This is a genomic window from Rhodoferax sp. (assembly GCF_034519335.1).
Lineage (GTDB): Bacteria > Pseudomonadota > Gammaproteobacteria > Burkholderiales > Burkholderiaceae_C > Allorhodoferax.
In genome coordinates, this window is record NZ_JAXHOL010000017.1 from 19,505 (window position 1) to 43,829 (window position 24,325).

General features: G+C 60.1%; 20 protein-coding genes and 1 tRNA gene. 10 read left to right on the forward strand and 11 right to left on the reverse strand.

Annotated features, from left to right (window positions below; translation table 11 throughout):
- From rimP to U5O12_RS07105, 5 genes are all read right to left on the reverse strand, one after another.
- Window positions 1-594: a ribosome maturation factor RimP gene (rimP, locus tag U5O12_RS07085; RefSeq protein WP_322577959.1), complete on the reverse strand. Its 594-nt coding sequence runs from the start codon at window positions 592-594 to the stop codon at window positions 1-3.
- Window positions 595-729: 135 nt separating this feature from the next.
- The gene (locus U5O12_RS07090) at window positions 730-2,331 is read right to left on the reverse strand and encodes a dipeptide ABC transporter ATP-binding protein (RefSeq protein ID WP_322577960.1); all 1,602 of its coding nucleotides are present in this window, start codon (window positions 2,329-2,331) and stop codon (window positions 730-732) included.
- Window positions 2,328-3,374: an ABC transporter permease gene (locus U5O12_RS07095; protein ID WP_322578017.1), complete on the reverse strand. Its 1,047-nt coding sequence runs from the start codon at window positions 3,372-3,374 to the stop codon at window positions 2,328-2,330. Before U5O12_RS07095 ends, U5O12_RS07090 begins: the two co-directional genes overlap by 4 nt.
- Window positions 3,375-3,378: 4 nt before the next feature.
- Complete coding sequence (locus U5O12_RS07100; RefSeq protein WP_322577961.1) at window positions 3,379-4,407, reverse strand: ABC transporter permease subunit; 1,029 nt, start codon at window positions 4,405-4,407, stop codon at window positions 3,379-3,381.
- Window positions 4,407-6,212 (reverse strand): extracellular solute-binding protein, encoded by a 1,806-nt coding sequence (locus tag U5O12_RS07105; protein WP_322577962.1) that lies wholly within the window; start codon window positions 6,210-6,212, stop codon window positions 4,407-4,409. The genes U5O12_RS07100 and U5O12_RS07105 overlap by 1 nt, the downstream gene beginning before the upstream one ends.
- 43 nt (window positions 6,213-6,255) lie before the next feature.
- Here U5O12_RS07105 and fabI point away from each other — a divergent pair, with 43 nt between their 5' ends.
- Complete coding sequence (gene fabI, locus U5O12_RS07110) at window positions 6,256-7,044, forward strand: enoyl-ACP reductase FabI (protein WP_322577963.1); 789 nt, start codon at window positions 6,256-6,258, stop codon at window positions 7,042-7,044.
- 132 nt (window positions 7,045-7,176) lie between these two features.
- Here fabI and U5O12_RS07115 read toward each other — a convergent pair whose 3' ends face one another.
- Window positions 7,177-9,447 carry an arginine/lysine/ornithine decarboxylase gene (locus U5O12_RS07115; protein WP_322577964.1) on the reverse strand — a complete coding sequence of 757 codons (2,271 nt, stop codon included), beginning with the start codon at window positions 9,445-9,447 and terminating at the stop codon, window positions 7,177-7,179.
- Window positions 9,448-9,579: 132 nt separating this feature from the next.
- Between U5O12_RS07115 and U5O12_RS07120 the strand changes: the two genes are divergently transcribed.
- Together U5O12_RS07120 and U5O12_RS07125 are read left to right on the forward strand one after the other, a co-directional pair.
- Window positions 9,580-10,005 (forward strand): NfeD family protein, encoded by a 426-nt coding sequence (locus U5O12_RS07120; RefSeq protein ID WP_322577965.1) that lies wholly within the window; start codon window positions 9,580-9,582, stop codon window positions 10,003-10,005.
- Between the two features lie 12 nt (window positions 10,006-10,017).
- Window positions 10,018-10,926, forward strand: a complete 909-nt coding sequence (locus U5O12_RS07125) for a stomatin-like protein (protein WP_322577966.1) — start codon at window positions 10,018-10,020, stop codon at window positions 10,924-10,926.
- Between the two features lie 99 nt (window positions 10,927-11,025).
- On the opposite strand, the gene U5O12_RS07130 is transcribed toward U5O12_RS07125, so the two are convergent.
- The 4 genes from U5O12_RS07130 to U5O12_RS07145 form a co-directional block, all read right to left on the reverse strand.
- A tRNA-Ser gene (locus tag U5O12_RS07130) sits at window positions 11,026-11,115 on the reverse strand.
- A gap of 128 nt (window positions 11,116-11,243) precedes the next feature.
- Window positions 11,244-11,537 (reverse strand): hypothetical protein, encoded by a 294-nt coding sequence (locus U5O12_RS07135; RefSeq protein WP_322577967.1) that lies wholly within the window; start codon window positions 11,535-11,537, stop codon window positions 11,244-11,246.
- Window positions 11,537-11,968, reverse strand: coding sequence for a DNA polymerase III subunit chi (locus tag U5O12_RS07140; protein WP_322577968.1), 432 nt, complete (start codon window positions 11,966-11,968; stop codon window positions 11,537-11,539). The genes U5O12_RS07135 and U5O12_RS07140 overlap by 1 nt, the downstream gene beginning before the upstream one ends.
- Window positions 11,965-13,410 carry a leucyl aminopeptidase gene (locus U5O12_RS07145; protein ID WP_322577969.1) on the reverse strand — a complete coding sequence of 482 codons (1,446 nt, stop codon included), beginning with the start codon at window positions 13,408-13,410 and terminating at the stop codon, window positions 11,965-11,967. The genes U5O12_RS07140 and U5O12_RS07145 overlap by 4 nt, the downstream gene beginning before the upstream one ends.
- A gap of 23 nt (window positions 13,411-13,433) precedes the next feature.
- On the opposite strand from U5O12_RS07145, the gene lptF reads away from it, so the two are divergent.
- The 7 genes from lptF (at window position 13,434) to U5O12_RS07180 (ending at window position 20,172) form a co-directional block, all read left to right on the forward strand.
- Window positions 13,434-14,540: an LPS export ABC transporter permease LptF gene (gene lptF / locus U5O12_RS07150; RefSeq protein WP_322577970.1), complete on the forward strand. Its 1,107-nt coding sequence runs from the start codon at window positions 13,434-13,436 to the stop codon at window positions 14,538-14,540.
- Window positions 14,537-15,643, forward strand: coding sequence for an LPS export ABC transporter permease LptG (gene lptG, locus U5O12_RS07155; protein ID WP_322577971.1), 1,107 nt, complete (start codon window positions 14,537-14,539; stop codon window positions 15,641-15,643). The genes lptF and lptG overlap by 4 nt, the downstream gene beginning before the upstream one ends.
- On the forward strand, window positions 15,640-16,017 hold the full coding sequence (locus U5O12_RS07160; RefSeq protein WP_322577972.1) for a CbiX/SirB N-terminal domain-containing protein: 378 nt from the start codon (window positions 15,640-15,642) through the stop codon (window positions 16,015-16,017). Before lptG ends, U5O12_RS07160 begins: the two co-directional genes overlap by 4 nt.
- Before the next feature lie 50 nt (window positions 16,018-16,067).
- Window positions 16,068-17,033, forward strand: a complete 966-nt coding sequence (locus tag U5O12_RS07165; protein WP_322577973.1) for a CysB family HTH-type transcriptional regulator — start codon at window positions 16,068-16,070, stop codon at window positions 17,031-17,033.
- Window positions 17,034-17,151: 118 nt separating this feature from the next.
- Window positions 17,152-18,312, forward strand: a complete 1,161-nt coding sequence (locus tag U5O12_RS07170) for a pyridoxal phosphate-dependent aminotransferase (protein WP_322577974.1) — start codon at window positions 17,152-17,154, stop codon at window positions 18,310-18,312.
- Window positions 18,313-18,389: 77 nt separating this feature from the next.
- Window positions 18,390-19,553, forward strand: a complete 1,164-nt coding sequence (locus U5O12_RS07175) for a PQQ-dependent sugar dehydrogenase (protein WP_416221459.1) — start codon at window positions 18,390-18,392, stop codon at window positions 19,551-19,553.
- Window positions 19,554-19,635: 82 nt separating this feature from the next.
- A complete protein-coding gene (locus U5O12_RS07180; protein ID WP_322577975.1) occupies window positions 19,636-20,172 on the forward strand; it encodes a hypothetical protein in 537 nt (178 codons plus the stop codon).
- 23 nt (window positions 20,173-20,195) lie between these two features.
- Here the strand turns inward: U5O12_RS07180 and hrpA are convergent, their stop codons facing one another.
- Window positions 20,196-24,320, reverse strand: coding sequence for an ATP-dependent RNA helicase HrpA (hrpA, locus tag U5O12_RS07185; RefSeq protein ID WP_322577976.1), 4,125 nt, complete (start codon window positions 24,318-24,320; stop codon window positions 20,196-20,198).
- Between the last annotated feature and the right edge of the window lie 5 nt (window positions 24,321-24,325).

The following is a 24,325-nucleotide window of genomic DNA, read 5'->3' on the forward strand; positions in this document are numbered from 1 at the left end:
TTACTCCGCAGAACCAGCGTTGCCGCGGCCCTTGAAACTCACAATCGGTGCCAGCCGCGCGTCACGCAGTTCGTCAAACGTGAAGCCCAGCGCCTGCAGTGGCGGTGGCACACGTTTTTTGCTGACCTTTTGGCCGGGCTTGGGCTCGGGCGCATCGCTCCAGACGATTTGCCAGCCCACGGTGCCGTCGGCTGCCACCACACGCTCCAGCGTGCCGCGAAACTTCTTCCGGTTGGCATTGACTTGGCCGTTGGCCGCTGCACCCATCGGAGCCTTGAGGGTGATGTCGATGATCTGCCCTGCAAACCGCTCAAAATCTTGCGTGTGACGCAGCGGGCGGTCAATACCAGGCGAGGACACCTCGAGCCGCTTGTATTCCGCACCATCCACCTCCAGCGCAAACTGCAACTGGCGCGTCACTTTTTCGCAATCCTCCACATTCACAAACTGCTCAACAGCCAACTCGCCCTCTTTGGGTGGAGTCCAAGGCAAATCGATGGTGATGCGCAGCAAGCCTCCGGCGGAGCGCTCAATCTCCACCAGGTCATATCCCAGCCCTGCTACGGTTTGTTCAACGATTTCCTGTAATGCCACGTCTGTAAAGCCTGCCTGAATGCGTGAGTGAAAAACAATCGACCAAAAAAAACGGGCGGTAGTTACCCGCCCGTTTGGTCGTGAGCTTTGGATTATACCCACAAACTTGTGCTAAGACCCTTGATCCGTAAGGAATTATTCGGCTGCAGCCAGCAATGTGCGGGTGTACCCATGTTGGGGCGCGTTCAGTACCTGTTCCACAGTGCCACTTTCAACAATATGCCCAGCTTGCATGACCAAAACATGGTGCGCCATGGCCCGGATAACTGCTACGTCATGGGTAATCAGCAAATAGGCGAGGCCACGCTCGGCCTGCAAACGCTGCAATAACTGCAGGATCTGTTGGGCCATGGTCACATCCAGCGCGCTGGTAGGTTCATCCAGTACCAACAGTCTCGGCTGCAAAATAAGTGCCCGTGCAATGGCCAGACGCTGGCGTTGGCCGCCAGAGAACTGGTGGGGGTAACGCTCCAGCAAGCCGGGAAACTGTGCGTCCGATAGCCCCACCGTCTCCAACATATCCACCACCCGGGTTCGGCGGGCCGGGGTGTCCAATTGCGGCGCGTGCACCAACAAGCCCTCGCCAACAATTTCCTCCACGGTCAACCGAGGGGATAAAGATGAAAACGGGTCCTGAAAGACCACCTGAAGCCCTTTGCGCAGGGCTTGGTCAGCAGCAATACCCTGACCCCAAGCCCGCCCGAACACCGACAAATCACCCGAAAATCGTTGTAAACCCAGTGCCGCCAGCGCCAAGGTCGATTTGCCGGAACCCGACTCTCCCACCACGCCCAGCGTCTGGCCTGCGGGAACGACAAAGTCAGCCCCCTGCACCGCCACAAATTCACCAGATTTAAACCAACCCTTCACTCCGCCCAACGGCACCGGGTAGCCCACGCGCACACCGTGGCCCTGCAGCAGCACTTCGGCATTTGGCTGGGCTGGCAGCACTTGGCGGCTGGGCCGGCTGTCCAGCAATCGGCGGGTGTAGGCATGCTGAGGCCGAGCAAATACATCCGCCACAACGCCCTCTTCTACAAGATGTCCAGCCTCCATCACCGCCACGCGGTTGGCAAATTGGCGCACAAGGTTCAGGTCGTGGGTAATCAGCAGCACCGCCATACCGTGCTTGTGTTGCAACTGGTCCAGCAGATCCAGAATCTGGCGGCGCACCGTCACGTCCAGCGCCGTGGTGGGCTCGTCCGCCAATAACAATTTGGGCTTGCAAGCCAGTGCCATGGCGATCATCGCGCGCTGGCGCTGGCCACCCGATAGCTGGTGCGGATAGGCCTTGAAACGCCTTGTGGGCTCTGCAATACCCGTATCCGCTATCAATTGAATAGCTGCTCGCGCAGATTCTGCGGGGGCTAGACCCTGTTTTAACTGCAAAATCTCGGCAATCTGCTCGCCAATGGTCAGCACCGGGTTCAGGGCCGTCATGGGCTCCTGAAAAATCATCGCGATGTCTGCGCCACGAATGGCGCGCAACTGGCGTTCGGGTAGGCCCAACAAATTGACGGGGTCGGCCGCTCCAAAGTGGGCTGTGCCCTGCACATCGGCGCCTTGAGCAAGGCCAAGCAGGCTCAGCGCGGTGACGGTTTTACCGGAGCCAGATTCGCCCACCAGCGCCAGCTTCTCTCCGGGTTGAATCTGAAAATCCACACCATGCACCACCTCGCGGCCCTCAAAGGCCACGCGCATGCCGCGCACCTCCAAAAGTGGTTTGGGAGCGCTCATAGGTCCTGCTTTCGGGGGTCCAGCGCATCGCGCAGGGCGTCGCCCATCAGGGTGAGCAGCAGCAGCGTGACGACTAGCACGCCGAAGGTGGATAGCGAAATCCACCAAGCATCGATATTGTTTTTGCCTTGCGAGAGCAATTCACCCAGCGATGGTGTGCCGGGCGGCACACCCAGGCCCAGAAAGTCCAGTGAGGTAAGCGCCAGAATCGCACCACTCATGCGGAAGGGCAAAAAGGTAACCACGGGCGTCAGGCTGTTGGGCAGCACATGGCGGGTGATGATTTTCCAGTTGGACACGCCTAGCGCACGGGCGGCCCGCACATAGTCAAGTTGGCGGTTGCGCAGGAACTCGGCCCGCACATAGTCGGACAGGCCCATCCAGCCAAACAGACTGAGCAGCACCAGCAGCAGCGTAATGCTGGGTGCGAATACCGCACTGAAAATAATCAATAGATACAGCTCGGGCATGGCCCCCCAGACCTCAATGAAACGCTGGAAAGCCAGATCGGTTTTGCCACCAAAAAAGCCCTGGATGGCTCCCGTGACCACGCCCAGCACAACGCCGGTGAAGGTCAGTGCCAGCGCAAACAGCACGCTGACCCGAAAACCGTAGATCAGTTGCGCCAGCAAGTCGCGCCCTCGGTCATCCGTACCCAGCCAGTTGGCGCGACTGGGTGGTGCCGGGTTCGGTGCGGGGGCAAAGTAGTTCAGCGTCTTGGGGCCATAGGCGTTAGGCGCAAACAGCGCCCAGTTGCCAGGCTCGGCCAGTCGCTGCTGAATAAAGGGGTCTAGGTAATCCGTAGGCGTGGCGAAGTCGCCGCCAAAGGTGGTCTCGGGGTAGTCGCGCACCATGGGCCAGTAGGTTTGGCCCTGGTAGACCGCCACCAATGGGCGGTCATTGGACACCAGCTCCGCCGCCAGGCTGATAAGTACCAGTGCACAAAAAATCAGCAGGCTGGCAAAGCCCAAGCGGTTACGCCGGAAGCGTAGCCAGGCGCGACGGCGGGGACTTTGGCTATGGGCTGGGTTGTTGATTTGCATGGGCTTAGTCAAACGTGACACGGGGGTCTACCCAGGCGTAACAGAGGTCGGAAATCAGTTTGGTGACGAGGCCAATCAGCGTGAACAGGTAGAGCGTTCCCATGACCACAGGGTAGTCGCGACGGATCACGCTTTCATAGCTCAACAGGCCCATGCCATCCAGGGAAAACTGGGTTTCGATCAGCAGCGCCCCGGTAAAAAAGGCACCCACAAACGCAGCTGGAAAGCCGGTAACGATGGGGATCAGCGCGTTACGCAAAACATGCTTCCAAAGCACCCGACCTTCCGACAAGCCCTTGGCACGCGCCGTCACCACATATTGCTTGCGGATCTCCTCCAGAAACGCGTTCTTGGTCAACATGGCAGTCACCGCAAAGCTGCCCATCACCATGGCCGTGACCGGTAGCGTGATGTGCCAGAGGTAATCAGTGATTCGGGCGCCCCACGACAGCGTCTCCCAGTTGGCCGAGGTGAGCCCGCGCAGCGGGAACCATTGCAGCTGCCCACCAAAGATCACCAGCAGCGCCACACCCAGCACAAAGCCGGGGATGGCATACCCCACCAGGACCACAAGCGAGGTAATCAGGTCGAACCGTGAACCTGCGCGCACGGCCTTGGCCACGCCCAATGGCACCGCAATCAAGTAGCTGATGAAGAAGGTCCATAGCCCCAGGCTCATGGAAACGGGCAGTTTTTCCCAGACCAGCGCGGACACATCCTTGTTGTGGAAAAAACTCTTGCCCAGGTCAAACTGGGCGAACTGCACCAGCATCTGCCAAAAGCGCTCGGGGGCAGGCTTGTCAAAGCCGTACAACGCTTTGGCCTGCTCAATGCGCTTGGGGTCCACGCCCTGACCGCCACGGTAATTCAAGCCACCTCCGTCCGCCCCCGTACCGGCACCCGCCTTGGCCTCGGCCAGGTACTGCTCCACAGGGCCGCCGGGCACAAACTGGATGACCACAAAGGTTAGCAACAGCACACCCAGCAATGTGGGCAACATGAGGGCCAGGCGTTTGAGGGAATACAGAAACATTATTTAGCCCACCACAAGTCAATGGCCCAGCCCTCGCCTTGGGCGTACGGGGGCATCTGCGCGGGCTTGTCCAGACGCCAGGTGTTGTAGGCCATGCGATGGGTTCCGGCGGACCACTGGGGCACCAAAATATGGCTGTGCATGATCACCCGGTTCAGCGCGCGACAGGCGGGCAACAGGTCCTGCTTGCGCTTGGCACCGGTCATGGCGGCCACCAGGGCGTCTACAGCCGGGTTTTTGATGCCGCTGAAGTTGCCCGAATCTTCCGTGTCCGCCGCCTTGCTGCCGAACATGTCGGCATATTCTTGGCCGGGGTTATGCGTGCCACCATAGGCGATGGAGGTGATGTCGAATTCGAATTTCTGCAGGCGCTGCTGGTAGAGCGCAAAGTCCACCGGGCGGAACTTGAGCTTGACACCAATTTTCTCCAGATTGCGCGACCACGGCGCCACCACGCGAGCGCCGGTTTCATTGCTATCCAGGTACTCCAGTTCAAAGGCCTCGCCCTTGGCGTTGCGCAGCGCACCGTTGCGGTATTCCCAACCCGCTTCCTTCAGCAGCTGTTGTGCTTGGCGTAAATTGTTGCGCAGGGAGCTGTCGCCATCCGTGCGGGGTGGCACGACCATAGGACCAAACACTGCGGCAGGGACCTGCGTGCGCCAAGGTGTCAGCAAGGCCAACTCGTCGGCTGAAGGCTCACCCGTGGCCTGGCAGTCGGTATTACCAAACAGGTCTTGCACGCGCTGGTAGGCGCCATAAAACATCTGGCGGTTCATCCATTCGTAGTCCAGCGCCAAGCCCAATGCCTGACGCACCCGTACGTCTTTCAGCTTGTCACGCCGGGTGTTGAGCACGTAGCTTTGAAAGCCTGTGGGCAGTCGATGCTTGAACTCGGCTTTGACCAGTTCGCCACTGTCAAACTTGCGTCCATTGACGCGGCGCGCCCAGTCGCCGGCAGAGAAAAAACGCATGAGGTCAAACTCGCCAGCCTTGAGTGCTTCGAGACGCGCGGTATTGTCTTTGTAAATTTTGACCAGGATGCGGTCGAAATTGGCGCTCCCTCGCTTCACATTCAGGTCACGAGCCCAGTAACTGGCATCGCGCACGTAGGTGATGTCCTTGCCAAACACCACCGGGCCGATCTTGTAAGGTCCGCTGCCAATCGGAATGTCCATCACCACCTGGTCAAACGGCTTGGCCTTGCCACCCTCCTCACCCCAGCGGTGGCTGAACACCGGCAGGCCACCGACGGTCAGCGGCAGTTCGCGATTGGGCTTCTTGAAGCGGTAACGTATGGTGGTGGTGTCCACCACGTCGACACCTGCCACATCGTCCAACAGGCTCTTGTACGCGGGCGATGTAAAAGGTCCGATGAACGTATCAAAGCTGTGTTTGACATCGCGCGCCAGCACCTGGTCGCCATTGTGAAAGCGGGCCTCCTTGCGCAGACGGAATGTGGCGCTCAGGCCGTCGGCAGCAACACTCACATCCTCGGCCAACAGGCCATAAGCTGCGGCAGTCTCGTCAAGCGAGCCAACCAGCAGCGTGTCGAACATCAGGCTACTCAGATAGGCGGGCGCCGTTCCCTTGATGGTGAAGGGGTTGTACTTGTCGAAGGTGGAGACGCGCAGGTTGCTGACCAGACGCAGCTCACCGCCCTTGGGAGCCTTGCCATTGGCGTAGTCGAATTGGGCAAAACCGGCCGGGTACTTGAGGTCGCCCCACAGGGCATAGCCGTGCGCCGCCCAGGCACCCGAGGTCCACACACTGCCCAACACCCATAACCAGCCCACCAGAATTCGCATGCGACAATTCTGCACTAGACCAAGCATTTTTCACGAGGACACTATGGGCTTTTTAGCTGGCAAGAAATTGTTGATCACGGGCGTGTTGTCGAACCGCTCCATTGCTTACGGCATCGCCAAGGCTTGCAAGGAACAAGGCGCCGAATTGGCATTTAGCTACGTAGGCGAACGCTTCAAAGACCGCATCACCGAATTCGCCGCAGACTTTGATTCCAAGCTGGTGTTTGACTGCGATGTGGGCAACGACGAGCAGATTGACCAGTTGTTCAAGGACTTGTCGGCCCACTGGCCCACCTTTGACGGCTTTGTGCACAGCATCGGCTTTGCGCCGCGCGAAGCCATTGCCGGCAACTTCTTGGACGGCCTGACACGCGAAAACTTCAAGATCGCCCACGACATCAGCGCCTACAGCTTCCCCGCCATGGCCAAGGCCGCCCTGCCCTATCTGACGCCCAAAGCAGCTCTGCTGACCCTGTCCTATTTGGGTGCGGAGCGCATCATCCCCAACTACAACACCATGGGTCTGGCCAAGGCCAGCCTGGAAGCCAGCGTGCGCTACCTGGCGGAAGCCGTGGGCCCCAAGGGCATCCGCGTCAACGGCATCAGCGCCGGCCCGATCAAGACCTTGGCGGCCAGCGGCATCAAGGATTTTGGCAAGTTGCTCAACATGGTCGCCGGCGCCTCCCCGATCCGCCGCAATGTGACGATTGAAGACGTGGGCAATGTGGCCGCCTTCCTGCTGAGCGACTTGGCAGGTGGCGTGACCGCCGAGATCACCTATGTGGACGGTGGCTACAGCCAGACCATGGGCGTAACCACCGAAGCAGCTTGATTTAAAGCCAAATGAGCCTCTAGCCCGCACAGATACTGCGCCAAAAGCTATCAAAAGAAAAAAAATAGCGCCAATGCGAAACGCACTGGCGCTATTTTTGGTTTTATTGGCGTGCGCAGGCCCTTGCCTGGCTTAGGCCTTGACGCAGTCTGCGTAGTAACGCACCTTGCCATCTTCGCCGACCTCGCTCACCAAGCCGTGCACATCGGTCTCAAAACCAGGGCACTGGGCGTTGAACTCGCGCGAGAACTTGAGGTAGTCCACCACTTTCTTGTTGAACACCTCGCCAGGCACCAGCAAGGGAATGCCGGGTGGGTACGGTGTGACCATGCCCACGGACACGCGGCCCTCCAGGTGGTCAATTTCCACCCGCTCGGTCTTGCGCAAGGCAATGTGGGCGTAGGCGTCGCTGGGCTTCATGGCGGGCACCAGATCGCTCAGATAGACCTCGGTGGTCAGGCGCGCAATGTCAAACTTGGCGTAAAGCTGGTGGATGTGGTGGCACAAGTCAGCCAGGCCCATCTTCTCGTAACGTGGGTACTTCTGCACAAATTCAGGCAGAACACGCCACATGGGCTGGTTCTTGGCGTAGTCGTCTTTAAACTGCTGCAACGCGGTCAACATGCTGTTCCAGCGGCCCTTGGTAATGCCGATAGTGAACATGATGAAAAAGCTGTACAGGCCAGTTTTTTCCACCACCACGCCGTGCTCGGACAGAAACTTGGTCACGATGGAGGCAGGAATGCCGGTCTTGGCAAACTTGCCGTTCAGGTCCAGGCCCGGTGTCACGATGGTGGACTTGATCGGGTCCAGCATATTGAAGCCACTGGCCAGCTTGCCAAAGCCGTGCCAGTTGGCCTTCGCGCTCTTGCTCTCGCCCTTGATGATCCAGTCTGCAGCCTTGCCGATGCCTTCGTCGGCCAGCTTGTCCGGTCCCCAAACCTTGAACCACCAGTCGTCGCCGTACTCCTCGTCCACCTTGCGCATGGCGCGGCGGAAGTCCAGCGCCTCGGCAATGCTTTCTTCCACCAAAGCGGTGCCACCAGGTGGCTCCATCATGGCCGCAGCCACGTCACAGCTGGCAATGATGCTGTACTGCGGGCTGGTAGAGGTGTGCATCAGATAGGCCTCGTTGAAGAGGTGCTTGTCCAACTTCACGGTCTGCGAGTCCTGCACCAGCACATGGCTGGCCTGGCTGATACCAGCCAGCAGTTTGTGGATGGATTGCGTGCTGTAGACCACGGCCTCTTTGGGGCGGACGCGGTTCTTGCCCATGGCGTGGTAGGTGCCGTAGAACGGGTGAAAGGCCGCATGGGGCAGCCACGCCTCGTCAAAGTGAATGTTCTCCACATACCCATCGAGCATGCCCTTGATAGTTTCGGTGTTGTAGAGCACACCGTCGTAGGTGCTCTGCGTCAGCGTCAAGATGCGCGGCTTCACCGTCTTGGCATTTACACCTTTGAGCAAGGGGTTGGCCTTGATCTTGGCCTGGATGGTGGCCGGCTCAAACTCACTTTGCGGGATGGGGCCGATGATGCCGAAGTGGTTGCGCGTGGGCTTCAGGAACACGGGAATAGCCCCGGTCATGATGATGGCGTGCAGGTTGGACTTGTGGCAGTTGCGGTCCACGATCACGATGTCGCCGGGTGCCACGGTGTGGTGCCAGACCATCTTGTTGGAGGTCGAGGTGCCGTTGGTGACAAAGAAGCAATGGTCGGCATTGAAAATCCGCGCCGCGTTGCGCTCGGAGGCGCCAATGGCGCCGTTGTGGTCCAGCAACTGGCCCAGCTCTTCCACCGCGTTGCAGACGTCGGCGCGCAGCATGTTTTCGCCATAAAACTGGTGGTACATCTGGCCCACGGGGCTCTTCAGAAACGCCACGCCACCGGAGTGGCCCGGGCAGTGCCAGCTGTAGGAGCCGTCTTCGGCGTAGTCCAGCAGCGCCTTGAAGAACGGCGGCTGGACGCCTTCCAGGTAGCCCTTGGCCTCGCGAATGATGTGGCGCGCCACGAACTCGGGCGTGTCTTCAAACATGTGAATGAAGCCATGCAGCTCGCGCAAGATGTCGTTGGGGATGTGGCGGCTGGTCTTCGTTTCGCCATACACGTAGATCGGCACGTCCAGGTTCTTGCGGCGCACCTCTTCAATGAAATGGCGCAGATTCAGCACCGCAGGGTCCAGGTCCGGACCGGGGGTGAACTCCTCATCGTCAATCGACAAAATGAAGGCACTGGCACGGCTCTGCTGCTGGGCAAACTGGCTCAGATCGCCATAGCTGGTGACGCCCAGTACTTCGAAGCCCTCCGATTCGATGGCCTGGGCCAGGGCGCGAATGCCCAGCCCTGACGTGTTTTCCGAGCGGAAATCTTCGTCAATGATGATGATGGGAAAGCGAAACTTCATCGAGTGGCTCCAACGGGCGGGCTAAAAATACAAAACAGGCGCGAAGTGTAAGGACTTCTGGCGGCAAGGTTATGGCGGTGTCACGCATTTGGCCCACAATGTGGCGTCATCAATACACAGGAGGCCCCCCACATGTCGCAACCCACCCTCTGGTGGCTGGTCACCGGCGCCATCGTGGCTGTCGAGCTGCTAACCGGCACCTTTTACCTGCTGATGCTGGGTTTGGGTGCAGTTGCAGCAGCGCTCGCAGCCCACATGGGCGCCAGCCTTACCGTTCAGGTGGTGCTGGCGTCGCTGGTGGGCGGCGGTGCCGTGGTTATCTGGCATTTCAAACGGTCTGCAAGCCGCGCCGAAGCACCGGCCCAGGCCAATCCGAATGTCAACCTCGACATTGGCGAAACGGTGCAAGTAGCCAGCTGGAACGCAGATGGCACGGCCAGCGTGCACTACCGCGGTGCGCAATGGACGGTCATGCACCGTGCAGGTATCAATCCCGCACCTGGCGCCTACCGGGTGGCAGAGATGGTGGGCAACCGCCTTTTGGTCGACAAAGCTTAAACAGGAACCCCTATGGAAATCGCAATTGTTCTCTTGGTTATCGCAGTCATCTTTATTACCCGCTCCGTCAAAGTGGTGCCCCAGCAGCACGCGTGGGTGATTGAGCGGTTGGGCAAGTACCATGGCACGTTGACCCCGGGCCTGAATTTTCTGGTGCCCTTCATTGACCGGGTGGCCTACAAACATGTGCTGAAAGAAATCCCTCTGGATATTCCCAGCCAAGTCTGCATCACCAAAGACAACACCCAACTGCAAGTCGACGGTATTCTGTACTTCCAGGTCACCGACGCCATGCGTGCGAGCTACGGCTCCAGCAACTACATCATGGCAATCTCCCAGCTGGCCCAAACCTCGCTGCGTTCCGTCATCGGAAAGCTGGAGCTGGACAAGACCTTTGAAGAGCGCGACATCATCAACGCCCAGGTGGTTGCCGCGATTGACGAAGCCGCGCTGAACTGGGGCGTAAAGGTGCTGCGCTACGAAATCAAAGACTTGACGCCCCCGAAAGAAATCTTGCACGCCATGCAGGCCCAAATCACTGCTGAGCGTGAGAAGCGTGCGCTGATTGCGGCATCCGAAGGCCGCCGCCAGGAACAAATCAACATTGCTACCGGTGAGCGTGAAGCTTTTATCGCCCGCTCCGAGGGTGAAAAACAAGCGGCCATCAACAGCGCCCAAGGCGAAGCCGCTTCCATCACGGCCGTAGCCGACGCTACCGCAGCGGCCATTGAACGTATTGCTGCGGCGATCCGGCAGCCAGGTGGTGAGCAAGCGGTGCAGCTCAAGGTAGCAGAACGCGCCGTGGACGCCTACGGCAAAGTGGCCGCAGACGCGACGACCACCTTGATCATCCCGGGCAATATGAGTGAGGTATCGACCTTGATTGCAACCGCGATGAAGATGGTGCAAACCAGCAAATAGACCCAGCCCCAAATCGAAGGGGCAATAAAAAACCCCGCAGCACGAATGCAGCGGGGTTTTTCTGCCTGACAGCCTGGAAGGACTGACGGGACTTGGTTCTGGCGGAGCAGGCGGGATTCGAACCCGCGGTGGGTTTTACCCCACGCACGCTTTCCAGGCGTGTGACTTAAACCGCTCATCCACCGCTCCAGAGCCTCGTATTCTAACCTGCCTTTCGAAGTGTTTTTGGCTCCGGGGTCTGGGATAGCAAAAAAAGCATTCTGAGCAAGGCAAACATCTCTCGACCACAAGGAGGCCTAACGCGCCTCGCTCTGTAATCAGGGCTGGCGCGGATGAGGCATTTCCGCCACTGCACCCTCTACGGCTGCACGGACCATCTGCTCCAGGTCGTGCTGAATACGGGGCGACAGCTCGCGCAACTGCTCTTGCACCAGATCGCTAACCAGTTCACGCAATTGGTTTTCTATATGCGGTGCAACGGCCTGCATGACTTTGGCAACCATGGCATCGGTATCGATAGGGACTTGGGGAGGCGGTTCTGGCGGATTGGGGGGCTGCACCACTTCCGTGAGCGTGGGTAAAAACCTCGGCGTTGGCTTGGGGGCACGCATTACGCAGCTCCTTTGAGATTCAGGTCGTGCTTCTGAATGGTTATGCCCCGCTGGGCGTATTGTTTCCAGCGTCCGCGGGCGGCCAAGCGATCTTCTTCCTCATGGCTGACCACCTCAATAACCCGTCCAAAGCGGTCAAAACCTTCCGGGATGACATCCGCCAAGTTCAACAGAACACTGCCGGTTGGCAAGCCGAGGTGCAAGGCACTGGTCAACACTACCGGGCTACGCAGCATGGAGGAATCACCATCTACACAGTGCGCCAAGAACTCCGTGGGCGACTGCGCCCACAAATGTGCATCCAGTCGGCGCACCAAGTCATTGGAGCCAAACACCACCATACGAGCGCCCCGCCCCACCGCCTTTCGCAGCAAACGCCCTGCATAGTCCAGCTTGTTGGGCGCACCAAAGTGGAAGGCGACTTCTGTCACTTGTTTGCCGCTTGGGCCACAAGGTACTCCACCAGCAGCCCCACCGGACGCCCGGTAGCACCTTTGGCAGCCCCGCTTTTCCACGCTGTACCGGCAATGTCCAAATGCGCCCATGGGTACTTGCCAGCGAAGCGTTGCAAGAATTTGGCAGCGGTAATGGCGCCACCCATGCGGCCTGCCACATTGGCAACGTCAGCAAAATTCGTTTTTAGACCGTCGGCATAGTCATCGTCCAGCGGCATGCGCCAAGCCAAATCTGCACTGCGCTCACCAGCCGTCAACAACGCCTCACCCAGCGCGTCATCACTGGAAAACAAACCGCTGCGCACACCGCCCAATGCCACCACACAAGCGCCAGTCAGGGTCGCAATATCCACTACCGCCGCAGGCTTGAAACGTTCGGCATAACTCAGCGCGTCACACAAAACCAAACGTCCCTCGGCATCGGTGTTCAGTATCTCGATGGTCTGGCCACTCATGCTGGTGACCACATCCCCCGGCTTGACCGCACGGCCATTGATCAGGTTCTCACATGCCGGAATCAGACCAACCACATTGATGGCTGGCTTGATCTGCGCCAGCGCACGAAACACGCCCAGCACACTCGCCGCACCCGACATGTCGAACTTCATTTCATCCATCTCGGCTGCAGGTTTGATGGAAATTCCCCCGCTGTCAAACGTAATGCCCTTGCCAACCAGTACCGTCGGTGCCTTGGTTTTGGCAGCTCCGTCATAGCGCAGCACAATGAACCGCAAGGGCTCGTCCGAACCTTGGGCAACAGCCATGAAAGAACCCATGCCCAGCTTGGCGACCTCTTTGGGCCCCAATACTTCGCAGGACACTTTGGGCAGTTTGGCCAAAGCTTGTGCGGCTTGCCCCAGCAGGGTCGGCGTGGCGTGGTTGGCGGGGCGGTTGGCCCACTCCTTGGCCAGTTCCATGCCCAGTACCGTAGCCACGGCACGGTCAAAGGTGACGGACACTTCGGTCACATTGCTGGCTGCAACCAGGCATTTCTGGACGGTGCGTGGCTCGGGTTTGCTTTTAGCGTGGGTGTAGCTGTAGGTCGCGTCTGCCGCTGCCAACACGGCTGCACGCACCGCGTCCTCCTGGGCCGCAGACGCAAAGGCCAGCACCACTTTTTTACCCAAAGAGGCCTTGACCGAGCCCAGCGCTGCCTGCACCGCCGACCGAACCTGCTTTGCCTTGCCTTCGCCTACCCCAACCAGTAACAAGCGGGATGCGTTGGCTTGGGATGCACGGTAGAGCGACACGACTTGGCCTGGCTTCGCGCCCAAATCACCTGCCTTCACAGTTGCAGCTACGAGCACGGATAACTCGTCCTTGCCCGGCTTGAAGTCTTGCTGCACCAGCAGCACCAAGACATCACATTTTTCGTTGGCAAGGCCCACCAGGGTCAAAGGCTTGAGTTCAAAGTTCATAATTCGTGCTTTCGTTCATCGCAATGTTATTCCATTCCTCCATCCGCAAAGAGTTGGCACGCAGTTTCGGTGCCACCCTGGTGGTGCTGATCACTGTCGTCATGACAATGACCTTGATCCGCACCCTGGGTGAGGCGTCACGTGGCACCTTCAACCCCGCTGACGTGATGATCATCATGGGTTATACGGTGCTGTCGGACATGCCAACCATTCTGTCGATGAGCCTGTTCATTGCGGTGCTGAGTGTGCTGACGCGCATGTACCGTGACAGCGAGATGGTGATCTGGTTTGGCAGTGGGCGTGGTTTGGCGTCGCTACTCAATCCCTTGTTTCGCTTTGCCTGGCCCATTCTGGTGGTGATCCTGGCGCTGGCTTTCCTGATCCTGCCTTGGGCCTTTGGCCGCATTGAAGACCTTCGCTACAAATACGACAAGCGAGGCGACATCGCCCGCATAGAGCCCGGCCAATTTCAGGAGTCCGCCAATGGCGACCGGGTGTTCTTCATCGAAAAAGACGCGCGCGGCCAGCAAACCGGCAACAACGTTTTTATTGCGACACAAGAACAAGGCAAAGAGACTATCACGTCCGCACGCACCGGCCGGGTAGAGGTGATCGGCGACGACAAATTTCTGGTGCTGGACCACGGTCAGCGCCTAGAACGCACGCCTGGCAAAGCAGACATGACGGTAAGTGTGTTCGAACGTTACGGTGCGCGTGTAGGTGCAGACGACCAATCCACACGCGACTACGCCCCCGCTCACGCAAAGACCACGCTGGAGCTGGTGCAAACGCCCACCCCCCTGCATCTGGCCGAGCTGGCTTGGCGCGCCGGGCTCACTTTTGCCGCCATGAACTTCATTGTGATTGGCCTGGCATCTGCCGGCGTCAATCCGCGTGCTGGGCGGGCTGGCAATTTGGGCTTTGCCTTCTTGACCTTTATCGTCTACTTCAACCTGCTTGTACTGGGCAAAAGTTGGATTGCGTCAGGACAGGTAGAGTTCGCCACCTTTTTATTGGCCTTGCACGGAGGTGCCTTGGTGATGGGCCTGCTCTGGCTCACCAAACGCCACTACAACTGGACCCCCCGTTTGCGCGGGCGGCGCCTCTCCACACCGGGGGATGGTGCATGAAGACCCTGCGGCGCCTGCTCTATGGTGAAGTGCTCGTGGCGGTATTCCTCGTCACGCTGGGATTCATAGCCCTCTTCTTTTTCTTTGATGTGGTCGAAGAGCTGCAAGCGGTAGGGAAGATCAAGGCCGTGGGCTACCAAATTCCGCAGGCGTTGATCTACGTGGCACTGATGATCCCGAGTCACGTCTACGAGCTGTTTCCCATCACCGTGTTGATTGGCACCATCTTTGTGATGGCACGCTTGGCGCGCAGTTCGGAATTCACCATCCTGCGAACCAGCGGCTTGGGGCCTTGGCGGGCCCTGCGCACCCTGATGGCGCTGGGCTTGGGTTTTGTCCTGTTCACCTTTGCAGTGGGCGACTACGTGGCACCCTTGGCCGACAAAACGGCGCAGATGCTGAAGTCGCGTTTTCAGGGAAGCATGTCGGTAGGGAAAACCGGGGCATGGCTCAAGGAAAAACAAGCCTACGGCCACTACGCCGTGAACGTGGGCTCGCTCGCTCCGGACGCCAGCATGGAAGACGTACGTATTTTCGAGTTCGACAACCAAGGCTACCTGGTGTCCCTGACGCAGGGCAAAACCGGACAGTTTGGCGAAGACGAATCGTGGCTGTTGGAAGACGTGGAGCGCACCGAATTCACGGCTCCTGAAAGCGCTACACCGCGTGCAGACCGCGCCAAGTTTGAAACTTTCCGCTGGCCCACCAAGGTCAGCGCCGAAATGGTGTCGGCGGCCGTATTACGCCCCGAGCGCATGGGCACCATCGACCTGTTCCAGTACATGCGGCACCTCAATGCCAACGGCCAGTCCGCGCAAAAATATGAAATCCAGTTCTGGAAAAAAGTCTTTTACCCCATGAGCTGCCTGGTCATGGTGGTGCTGGCCCTGCCCTTTGCCTACCTGCACTTCCGCTCGGGTGGTATTGCCAGCTACACCTTTGGCGGCGTCATGGCGGGTATCAGTTTTGTATTGCTCAACAACGTGATGAACGACCTGGGCAACCTGCAAGGCTGGCAGCCCTGGTTCACCGCGGCGTTGCCAGGGCTGATTTATTCGGTGATTTCTCTTACTGCCTTTGCTTGGCTGGTCCTGCGACGATGACAACCCCCTCTACCACCGGCATTGTCCTGTTTGCCCACGGCTCCCGTGACCCCTTGTGGCACAAACCGATGGAGGCCGTTGCTGAACAGATTCGCCAAAAGGAGCCCGCCGCCTTGGTAGCCTGCGCATACTTGGAGCTGAGCCAGCCCGACCTGCCCACTGCAGTGGCGGCCTTGGTGGCGCAAGGGGTGCATTCGGTACGCATCGTGCCCATGTTTCTGGGTGTGGGCAAACATGCACGCGAAGATTTGCCGTTGTTGGTACAGGCGCTGCGCGACACCTACCCGCAACTTGCCCTCAGCCTGCAAAAGGCCGTGGGAGAGAATGCAAAACTGGTAGACCTGCTGGCCCAGATTGCCTTGGAATCCGCTTAGCAATAGATGTTTTGATGCATAATGAATTTCATCTTTAGGTGAAATTTGATATGAACTTACACCAATTTCGCTTCGTGCAAGAGGCGGCCAGACGCAACCTCAATCTGACCGAGGCCGCAAAAGCTCTGCATACCTCCCAGCCCGGCGTATCCAAGGCCATCATCGAGCTGGAAGAAGAGCTGGGCATCGACATCTTTGCCAGACACGGCAAGCGCCTCAAGCGCATTACCGAGCCGGGCCAGCACGTTCTCAAGAGTATTGAGTTGATCCTGCGCGAAGTCGGCAACCTCAAGCGCATCGGCGAACAGTACAGCTCGCAGGACAGCGGCACACTGTCCATTGCCACCACACACACCCAGGCGCGGTATGTGTTGCCTGAAAAAGTGGCCCAGTTGCGCACCGCGTTCCCCAAGGTGAACGTGAGCCTGCACCAAGGTGCCCCCGACCAGGTGGCGCGTATGCTGATTGACGATGTCGCCGAAATTGGCATTGCCACTGAATCTTTGGCCAACTATTCCGAGCTGGTGACCCTGCCCTGCTACGAGTGGCAACACGTGCTGGTGCTGCCCACTGACCACCCGTTGGCCCAGAAAGAACGCGTAACCCTGGAAGAAGTGGCCGCAGAGCCTCTGATCACCTACCACCCCTCCTTTACGGGCCGTACCAAGATCGACCAAGCCTTTGCTGCGCGCAAGCTGGAGCCGCGTATCTCCCTCGAAGCCATCGATTCCGATGTGATCAAGACCTATGTGCGATTGGGTCTGGGCGTGGGCATTGCGGCGGAAATGGCCGTCACCGACGTGGTGGAGGACATGGAGAAAAATGGGGCCAAGGGTGGCTTGGTCGTGCGCCCCGCCGGCTATCTGTTTGGCCAGAACATCACGCGCGTGGCATTCAAACGCAGCGCCTACCTGCGCAACTTTGTCTTCACTTTTGCCGAGTTGCTCAGCAGCCGCCTGGACCGCGCCCTGATTGCCAAAGCCATGGAAGGCCATGTCAACGACTATGAACTGTGATTCCCCCCCGAAGCGGCCTGCAGCCGCCTCCCCCTCAGGGGGCGCCACCAGCGGCCCGGCAAAGCCGGTTCCGCGGCGGCACTGACCAAGACATTTCGCGCCGACAGAGGCTGATAGCATGACCCAGTACCTTACCCCCACCCTCACCTCCCGCCTGCCCAAAGTGGGCACCACCATCTTCACCGTCATGTCGGCGTTGGCCACAGAACACAAGGCGGTGAACCTGGGCCAAGGCTTTCCAGACTTTGCCTGCGACCCTGCGCTCGTAGATGCCGTAACCGCCGCCATGCAGGCTGGCCACAACCAGTACCCGCCCATGACCGGTGTGCCGGTATTGCGCCAAGCCGTCGCCGCCAAGATTGAAGCCCTGCATGGCAAGGTCTACCACCCGGATCTAGAAATCACCATCACCGCTGGCGCCACCCAGGCCATCATCACCGCCATCCTGGCTGTGGTGCACCCAGGCGACGAGGTCGTCGTGCTGGAGCCTTGCTACGACAGCTATGTGCCCAATATCGAGCTGGCCGGTGGCGTGGTGGTGCGTGTGCCGCTCACGCCCGGCACTTTCCGGCCCGACTTTGCCAAGATCAGCGCAGCCATCACGCCCAAGACGCGCGCCCTGCTGATCAACACACCGCACAACCCCAGTGCCACGGTATGGAGCAAAGCGGACATGCTGGCGCTGCAAGACCTGCTCGCCCCCACCAATGTGCTGTTGATAAGCGACGAGGTCTATGAACACATGGTGTTTGACGGCCAGCTGCATGAAAGTGTGTCGCGCTACCCAGGCTTGGCGGCGCGTGCCTTTGTGGTGTCCAGCTTTGGCAAGACTTTCCACGTGACAGGCTGGAAAGTGGGTACCGTGGCGGCACCAGCACCCTTGATGGCGGAGTTCCGCAAGGTGCACCAGTTCAATGTGTTCACGGTGAACACCCCGGTGCAGCACGCGCTGGCCGCCTACCTTGCAAACCCGGCCCCCTACCTCGACCTGCCTGCCTTTTACCAGCGCAAGCGCGACCTGTTCCGCGCGGGCCTGGCCCACACCAAATTCAAGCTGCTCCCCAGCCAGGGCAGTTACTTCCAGTGCGTGGACATCTCGGAGGTGAGCGATTTGGGTGAGGCCGACTTCTGCCAGTGGCTCACACGCGAGGTGGGCGTGGCGGCCATTCCGCTGTCCGCCTTTTATGGTGATGGTTTTGACCAGCGCGTGGTGCGCTTCTGTTTTGCCAAACAGGACACCACCTTGAACGCAGCATTGGAGCGGCTGCAAGCCCTGTAAATTGCTATTTATTCAGGAGCTGCTCGCGCAGTATCCATGGGCCTCAGAGGCATATTTTGCTTAAAAGGAGAATCCGCATGGCATATTCCCCCCGCATCCGGCGTGCTTTGGGCCTATGGCTGGCAGCGTGGGCTTGCAGTACGGCGCTGGCCCAAACCGCACCCGCGCTGCGGGTGGAGGCTGTGGCTACCCAAATGCAAAGCCCATGGGCACTGGCCTTTCTCCCGGATGGCCGCTTTTTGGTGACGGAGCGACCGGGCACCCTGCGTGTGGTGGAGGCCCATGGGGCTGTTTCTGCACCGCTGGCTGGTGTGCCGCCTGTCGCGGCCGGTGGCCAAGGCGGCCTGCTCGATGTCCTGCTGGACAGCGACTTTGCCAGCAACCGCACGGTATACCTCTGCTACGCCGAACCCGGTACCGGCGGTAACAGCACCGCTTTGGCGCGCACCACCCTGGCCGCCGACCGCAGCAGCTTGCAAGACGTCAAAGTGCTGTTCAGCCAGCAACCCAAGGTGGCCAGTAGCGCCCACTTTGGCTGCCGAATTACAGAAGGACGCCAAGCGGGCGGCCAGTTGGACGGAACGCTGTTTTTGGCCTTGGGCGAACGGTTTAGCCGCAAAGATGACGCCCAGCGTCTGGACAACCACCACGGCAAGATCGTGCGCATTGGCAAAGACGGCAACATTCCTGCCGACAACCCCTTCAACACCCCTGCCGCAAGGCGCGACGGCGCCCTGCCCGAAATCTGGAGTTACGGCCACCGCAACCCACAAGGCATGGTGCGGGCGCCGGATGGCGCACTGTGGGAGATCGAACACGGACCGCAGGGCGGTGACGAACTCAATGTCGTAGCACGTGGGCGCAACTACGGCTGGCCCGCAATCACCTATGGCGAGAACTATGGCGGCGGCAAGATTGGCGCAGGGCTTACTGCGCAGGCTGGCATGGAGCAACCGCTGCATTACTGGGTACCGTCCATCGCGCCGTCTGGCATGGACTTCATCACCAGCGAGCGTTATGGCAAAGCCTGGGTGGGTAACCTGGTGGTGGGGTCGCTCAAGTTTGGCTACCTGGCGCGGTTGGAGCTGTCTGCCCCGTTTGGTGGCAAGGTGGTGCGCGAGACCAAGTTGCTCCCTGATTTGGGGGAACGTGTGCGCGATGTGCGCCAGGGACCCGATGGCCTGCTCTACCTGCTGACCGACAGCCCCGCCGGCCGGCTGCTGCGCGTAGTGCCACGCTGATCAGCGCGGGGGAAAACCCTCGGCCCTTCACACCCTTGTCATCTTGCAGTGTTGTAATCAGGGCATTCGTTGGAGGTGATGAATGCAACTTCAAAAGACCGACAAAGCGCGGGCAGAGTTACAGGGCGGCAGCCGCACCTTGGGCCAGCGCCAGCGCGCGCTTTTGATCCTGGCAGACGGAAAAAACACCGTGCATGCGGTAGAACATCTGTTCAACGGGCAAGCGCAGACCTTGGCGCATGAGTTGATTGCCGCAGGGTATTTGGTCGGCATCAACCTGGAACGCCCCTCTGCCGCACACCCAATGGCCAAACCCGCGCCCCCCAAAGCGGTGGCCGAGCAGGTCACCCTGCCGAGCAATGCCGCAGACTCCTTTGAAGGCAAACGCTCGCTGGCCACCACGCGCATGTTTTTGTTCGACATTTGCGAGCGCATGTTTGTGCGCCGCGCCCCGGAGCAGGCCGAAGCCTTCCGCGATGCGCTGCGCAACGCCAAGGACCGGGATTCCATGCTGGCCGCGGCCCGTGACATGATCGCCGCGGTGGAAACCATCGCCGGCCACGAGCGGGCCGACTCCATCAGCGAGCGCATCGCCATGCTGCTGCCGCCCGAGGACTGAGGGCGCAAGCGGCCCCCAGCCCATCAGCCCCTGATCTGGGCCCAGGCCTTGTCAAGCCGCTTCACGCTCACGGGCTGCGGCGTGCGCAGCTCTTGGGCAAAAAAGCTCACGCGCAGCTCTTCGAGCAACCATCGGAACTCGGCCATGCGCTCGTCCACCGCCCCCTTGCGCTCCGCCACCAGGCGCCAGTAGCGTTGTTCCTGCGGGCGCAGCTCGCTCAGACGGGCCGCGTCGCGCGCGGGGTCGGCGCGGTACTTGTCCAGCCGCAGGGTGATGGCCTTCAGGTACCGCGCCAGGTGCTGCAGGCGGTCCCACGGTGTGGCTTGCAAGAACTTCTTGGAAATCAGGCGGTTCAACTGCTGCTGGGCATCGGTGGTGGCGTCCGTGGCGTTCTTGGTGTCCTTGATCTTGCGCGCTGCCGTGGCGTATTCCAGCAGGATGACCGCTGCCATGCGCGCCACTTCGTTGGCGATCAGCGTCAGGCGCCCGCGCCCTTCCTCGATACGACGCTTGAAAGCGAACTCGTCCGCAGGCAACGGGTCCAGCAGAAAGGCACGGTCCAGCGCCACGGCGATGATCTGCTCGCGCAGCTCTTCGATGGTGCCGCCACCACTGCCGTTGTCGGCCTTGCCCACGTTCATGTACGACACGGCCATCTTCTGCAGGTCGGGGATGTTTTTTTCCAGGTACTTGAGGGCGTCCTTGATCTGGATCGCAAACAAGCGGCGCAGGCCGGCGCGGTGTTTGGTGGCAGCCACTTCGGGCTCGTCAAACACCTCCACTGTCACCGCGTCGCCCGCGTCGATCAGCGCGGGGAAGCCGATTAGCGTTTGCCCGCCTTTGCGGATTTCCAGCAACTCGGGAAGCTCGCCAAAGCTCCAGGCGGTGAAGCGGCCATCCAGAATACTGGCGGTGTTGGTATTTGCTACTGTTTTTGTAGCTGCTAGCGCAGTGTTGGCGGGCGCTGGGTGCCGGAACGACTGGACGTTCTGCTCCGTGTCCTCCGACCGCTGCGCGGTCTCCCCCTTTACCTGCGCAGAACGCCCAGTCGCCCCAGCCCCCTGGGGATTGCTGCCTTCCTGACTCGCTGTCTGGTTTTGGGCCAACTTCAAGCTGGCCAGCGCCTGAAACGCCCCGCGCGCCTGGCTGCCCAGCTCGGCCTTCAGTGCGCCCAGGTTGCGGCCCTGCCCCATCTGGCGGCCATGCTCGTCCACCACGCGGAAGTTCATGAAGAAGTGCGGACTCAGCATGTCGACCTTGATGTCGGCCTTGACGATGTCCAGGCTGGTCGCATCGCGTACCAGCTTGAGCACGGCCTCCACCAAACCACCGGTCCCAAATTTCTCGGGCGCGTTCAAGGCCTCGGCAAACTTGGCGGCCGTATCGGGCAAAGGCACCAAGCGGCTGCGTGGGCGCTGGTGCAGTGTCTTGAGCAGCGCCTGCACCTTGTCTTTGAGCATGCCCGGCACCAGCCACTCGCAGCGCTCGTCGTTCACCTGGTTGAGCACAAACAGCGGCACGGTCACGGTCAGGCCGTCGCGCGCATCGCCGGGTTCGTGCAGGTAGGTGGCGGCACAGTCCACGCCACCCAGACGAATCGTCTTGGGGAACGACGCCGTGGTGATGCCCGCCGCCTCGTGCCGCATCAGCTCCTCACGTGTCAGCTTCAGCAAGTCGGGCTGCTTCTTCACCTCTTCGCGGTACCAGCGTTCAAAGCTGTAGCCGCTGCAAACATCGGCCGGCAACTGCTGGTCGTAGAACGCGTAAATCAGCTCGTCATCCACCAGCACGTCCTGCCGGCGCGCCTTGTGTTCCAGGTCTTCCACCTGTTTGATGAGTTTTTGGTTGGCCGCCAAAAACGGAAGCGTGGTCTCCCACTCCTTGCCCACCAGCGCTTCGCGGATAAAGATTTCGCGCGCACCCGCCAGGTCCACCCGGCCATAGTTCACCTTGCGCCCGCTGTAGACGACGATGCCATACAGCGTGGCCCGCTCCAGCGCCACCACCTCGGCCGCCTTCTTTTCCCAGTGCGGGTCCAGCAGCTGCTTCTTGAGCAGATGCCCGCCGACCTGCTCCAGCCACTGCGGTTCGATCGCGGCAATGCCACGGCCAAACAGGCGCGTCGTTTCCACCAACTCAGAGGCCACGATCCACTTGCCCGGCTTCTTGGTCAGGTGCGCGCCGGGGTGGGCAAAGAATTTGATGCTGCGTGCGCCCAGGTACTCGCCGTTCTGCCCTTCTTCGAGCTTGCAGCCGATATTGCCCAGCAGGCCCGAGAGCATGGACAAGTGCAATTGCTCGTAGCTAGCGGGCTTGGTGTTCAAGCGCCATTTATGTTCGGCCACCACGGTATGCAACTGCGAGTAAATGTCCTTCCACTCGCGCACGCGGCGCATGTTGACGAAATTCTGCCGCAGCAGTTGCTCGTATTGGCGGTTGGTGAGTTTGTGCGTTGCAGTGTGAGTTGTGGTGTGCGCTGGGCGCTGGGTCGGCCGGACGCTCTGCTCCGTGTCCCCCGCCCGCTTTGCGGGCTCCTCCTTTACCTGCGCAGAACGCCTGCCCGCCCCAACACCCGGGGTGGCCTCTTGCGAACCGCCACGGGCGTCGTGAATCCACTTCCACAGCTTCAGGTAGCCAGAGAATTCGCTCTTCTCATCGTCAAATTTTTGGTGCGCGGCATCAGCCTGCTGCTGGGCTTCCATGGGGCGGTCGCGCACGTCTTGCACGCTCAGCGCGCTGGCAATCACCAGCGCTTCGTCCAGCGCTTCACGGCTACGCGCCTCCAGCAACATGCGGCCCACGCGCGGGTCCAGCGGCAAACGGCTCAACTCGCTCCCCAAAGGCGTCAATTCATTCGCATCGTCCACCGCGCCCAACTCATTGAGTAGCTGGTAACCGTCGGCAATCGCACGGCCACTGGGGCGCTCCAGAAACGGAAAGTCCTCCACGATGCCCAAGTGCAGCGACTTCATGCGCAGAATGACACCCGCCAACGAGCTACGCAGAATTTCGGGGTCGGTAAACCGAGGCCGTCCGTCAAAGTCTTTCTGGTCGTACAGGCGTATGCAGATACCGTTGGCCACGCGGCCACAACGCCCGGCGCGCTGGTTGGCCGAGCTTTGGCTGATGGGCTCCACCAGCAACTGCTCCACCTTGCTACGAAAACTGTAGCGCTTGATGCGTGCTGTACCTGCGTCGATCACATAGCGAGTGCCAGGAACCGTAAGAGACGTTTCGGCCACGTTGGTCGCCAACACAATGCGTCGCCCGGTGTGTCCGTCAAAAATGCGGTCCTGCTCGGCCGGACTCAGGCGCGCAAACAGCGGCAGCACTTCCGCATTGCGCATCACCGGCTGGTGGCTCAGGTGCTTGCGCAGATGGTCCGCCGCCTCGCGAATCTCGCGCTCGCCAGGCAGAAATACCAAGATGTCGCCTTGGTGCTGTGGGTCGCGCCACAGCTCATCCACGCCATCGGCAATCGCATCGTTGAAGTCGTATTCGCGGCTCTCTTCAAACGGCCTGTAACGTTGCTCCACCGGAAAGGTACGGCCCGACACCATGATGACGGGCGCGGGGCCTTGTCGGCTGGCGAAGTGGTCTGCAAAGCGCTGTGCGTCAATCGTGGCCGAGGTGACGATGATCTTCAGGTCCGGGCGGCGCGGCAGGATTTGGCGCAGGTAGCCCAGCAGAAAATCGATATTCAGCGAACGCTCGTGCGCCTCGTCAATGATGATGGTGTCATAGGCGTTGAGCAGCGGGTCGGTCTGCGTCTCGGCCAGCAAGATGCCGTCCGTCATCAGCTTGACCGATGCATCCTTGCCCAAGCGGTCGTTGAAGCGGACCTTGAAGCCCACCACATCGCCCAGCGGCGTTTTCAGTTCTTCGGCAATGCGCTTGGCCACGCTGCTGGCCGCAATGCGGCGCGGCTGTGTGTGCCCAATCAGCTTGCCACGCTGGCCTTCTGGGTAGTTGAGCTTGCCCCGGCCCATCGCCAAAGCGATCTTGGGCAGCTGCGTGGTTTTGCCCGAGCCGGTTTCGCCACAGACGATGACCACCTGGTGCGCCGCAATGGCCTCCATGATTTCGTCGCGTTTGCCCGACACCGGGAGCGACTCAGGAAATTCGATTTTTAACGTGCTGGCTGTCAAAGGGC

What these genes read in the sequence shown, in the direction of transcription:
- U5O12_RS07115 (WP_322577964.1), bottom strand. Translation starts at nt 9,447, where the DNA reads ATGAAGTTTCGCTTTCCCATCATCATCATTGACGAAGATTTCCGCTCG.
- lptF (WP_322577970.1), top strand. Translation starts at nt 13,434, where the DNA reads ATGTTATTCCATTCCTCCATCCGCAAAGAGTTGGCACGCAGTTTCGGT.
- U5O12_RS07120 (WP_322577965.1), top strand. Translation starts at nt 9,580, where the DNA reads ATGTCGCAACCCACCCTCTGGTGGCTGGTCACCGGCGCCATCGTGGCT.
- U5O12_RS07100 (WP_322577961.1), bottom strand. Translation starts at nt 4,407, where the DNA reads ATGTTTCTGTATTCCCTCAAACGCCTGGCCCTCATGTTGCCCACATTG.
- fabI (WP_322577963.1), top strand. Translation starts at nt 6,256, where the DNA reads ATGGGCTTTTTAGCTGGCAAGAAATTGTTGATCACGGGCGTGTTGTCG.
- U5O12_RS07180 (WP_322577975.1), top strand. Translation starts at nt 19,636, where the DNA reads ATGCAACTTCAAAAGACCGACAAAGCGCGGGCAGAGTTACAGGGCGGC.
- U5O12_RS07175 (WP_416221459.1), top strand. Translation starts at nt 18,390, where the DNA reads ATGGCATATTCCCCCCGCATCCGGCGTGCTTTGGGCCTATGGCTGGCA.
- U5O12_RS07160 (WP_322577972.1), top strand. Translation starts at nt 15,640, where the DNA reads ATGACAACCCCCTCTACCACCGGCATTGTCCTGTTTGCCCACGGCTCC.
- U5O12_RS07135 (WP_322577967.1), bottom strand. Translation starts at nt 11,537, where the DNA reads ATGCGTGCCCCCAAGCCAACGCCGAGGTTTTTACCCACGCTCACGGAA.
- U5O12_RS07090 (WP_322577960.1), bottom strand. Translation starts at nt 2,331, where the DNA reads ATGAGCGCTCCCAAACCACTTTTGGAGGTGCGCGGCATGCGCGTGGCC.
- U5O12_RS07095 (WP_322578017.1), bottom strand. Translation starts at nt 3,374, where the DNA reads ATGCAAATCAACAACCCAGCCCATAGCCAAAGTCCCCGCCGTCGCGCC.
- U5O12_RS07145 (WP_322577969.1), bottom strand. Translation starts at nt 13,410, where the DNA reads ATGAACTTTGAACTCAAGCCTTTGACCCTGGTGGGCCTTGCCAACGAA.
- U5O12_RS07105 (WP_322577962.1), bottom strand. Translation starts at nt 6,212, where the DNA reads ATGCGAATTCTGGTGGGCTGGTTATGGGTGTTGGGCAGTGTGTGGACC.
- U5O12_RS07165 (WP_322577973.1), top strand. Translation starts at nt 16,068, where the DNA reads ATGAACTTACACCAATTTCGCTTCGTGCAAGAGGCGGCCAGACGCAAC.
- U5O12_RS07125 (WP_322577966.1), top strand. Translation starts at nt 10,018, where the DNA reads ATGGAAATCGCAATTGTTCTCTTGGTTATCGCAGTCATCTTTATTACC.
- U5O12_RS07170 (WP_322577974.1), top strand. Translation starts at nt 17,152, where the DNA reads ATGACCCAGTACCTTACCCCCACCCTCACCTCCCGCCTGCCCAAAGTG.
- lptG (WP_322577971.1), top strand. Translation starts at nt 14,537, where the DNA reads ATGAAGACCCTGCGGCGCCTGCTCTATGGTGAAGTGCTCGTGGCGGTA.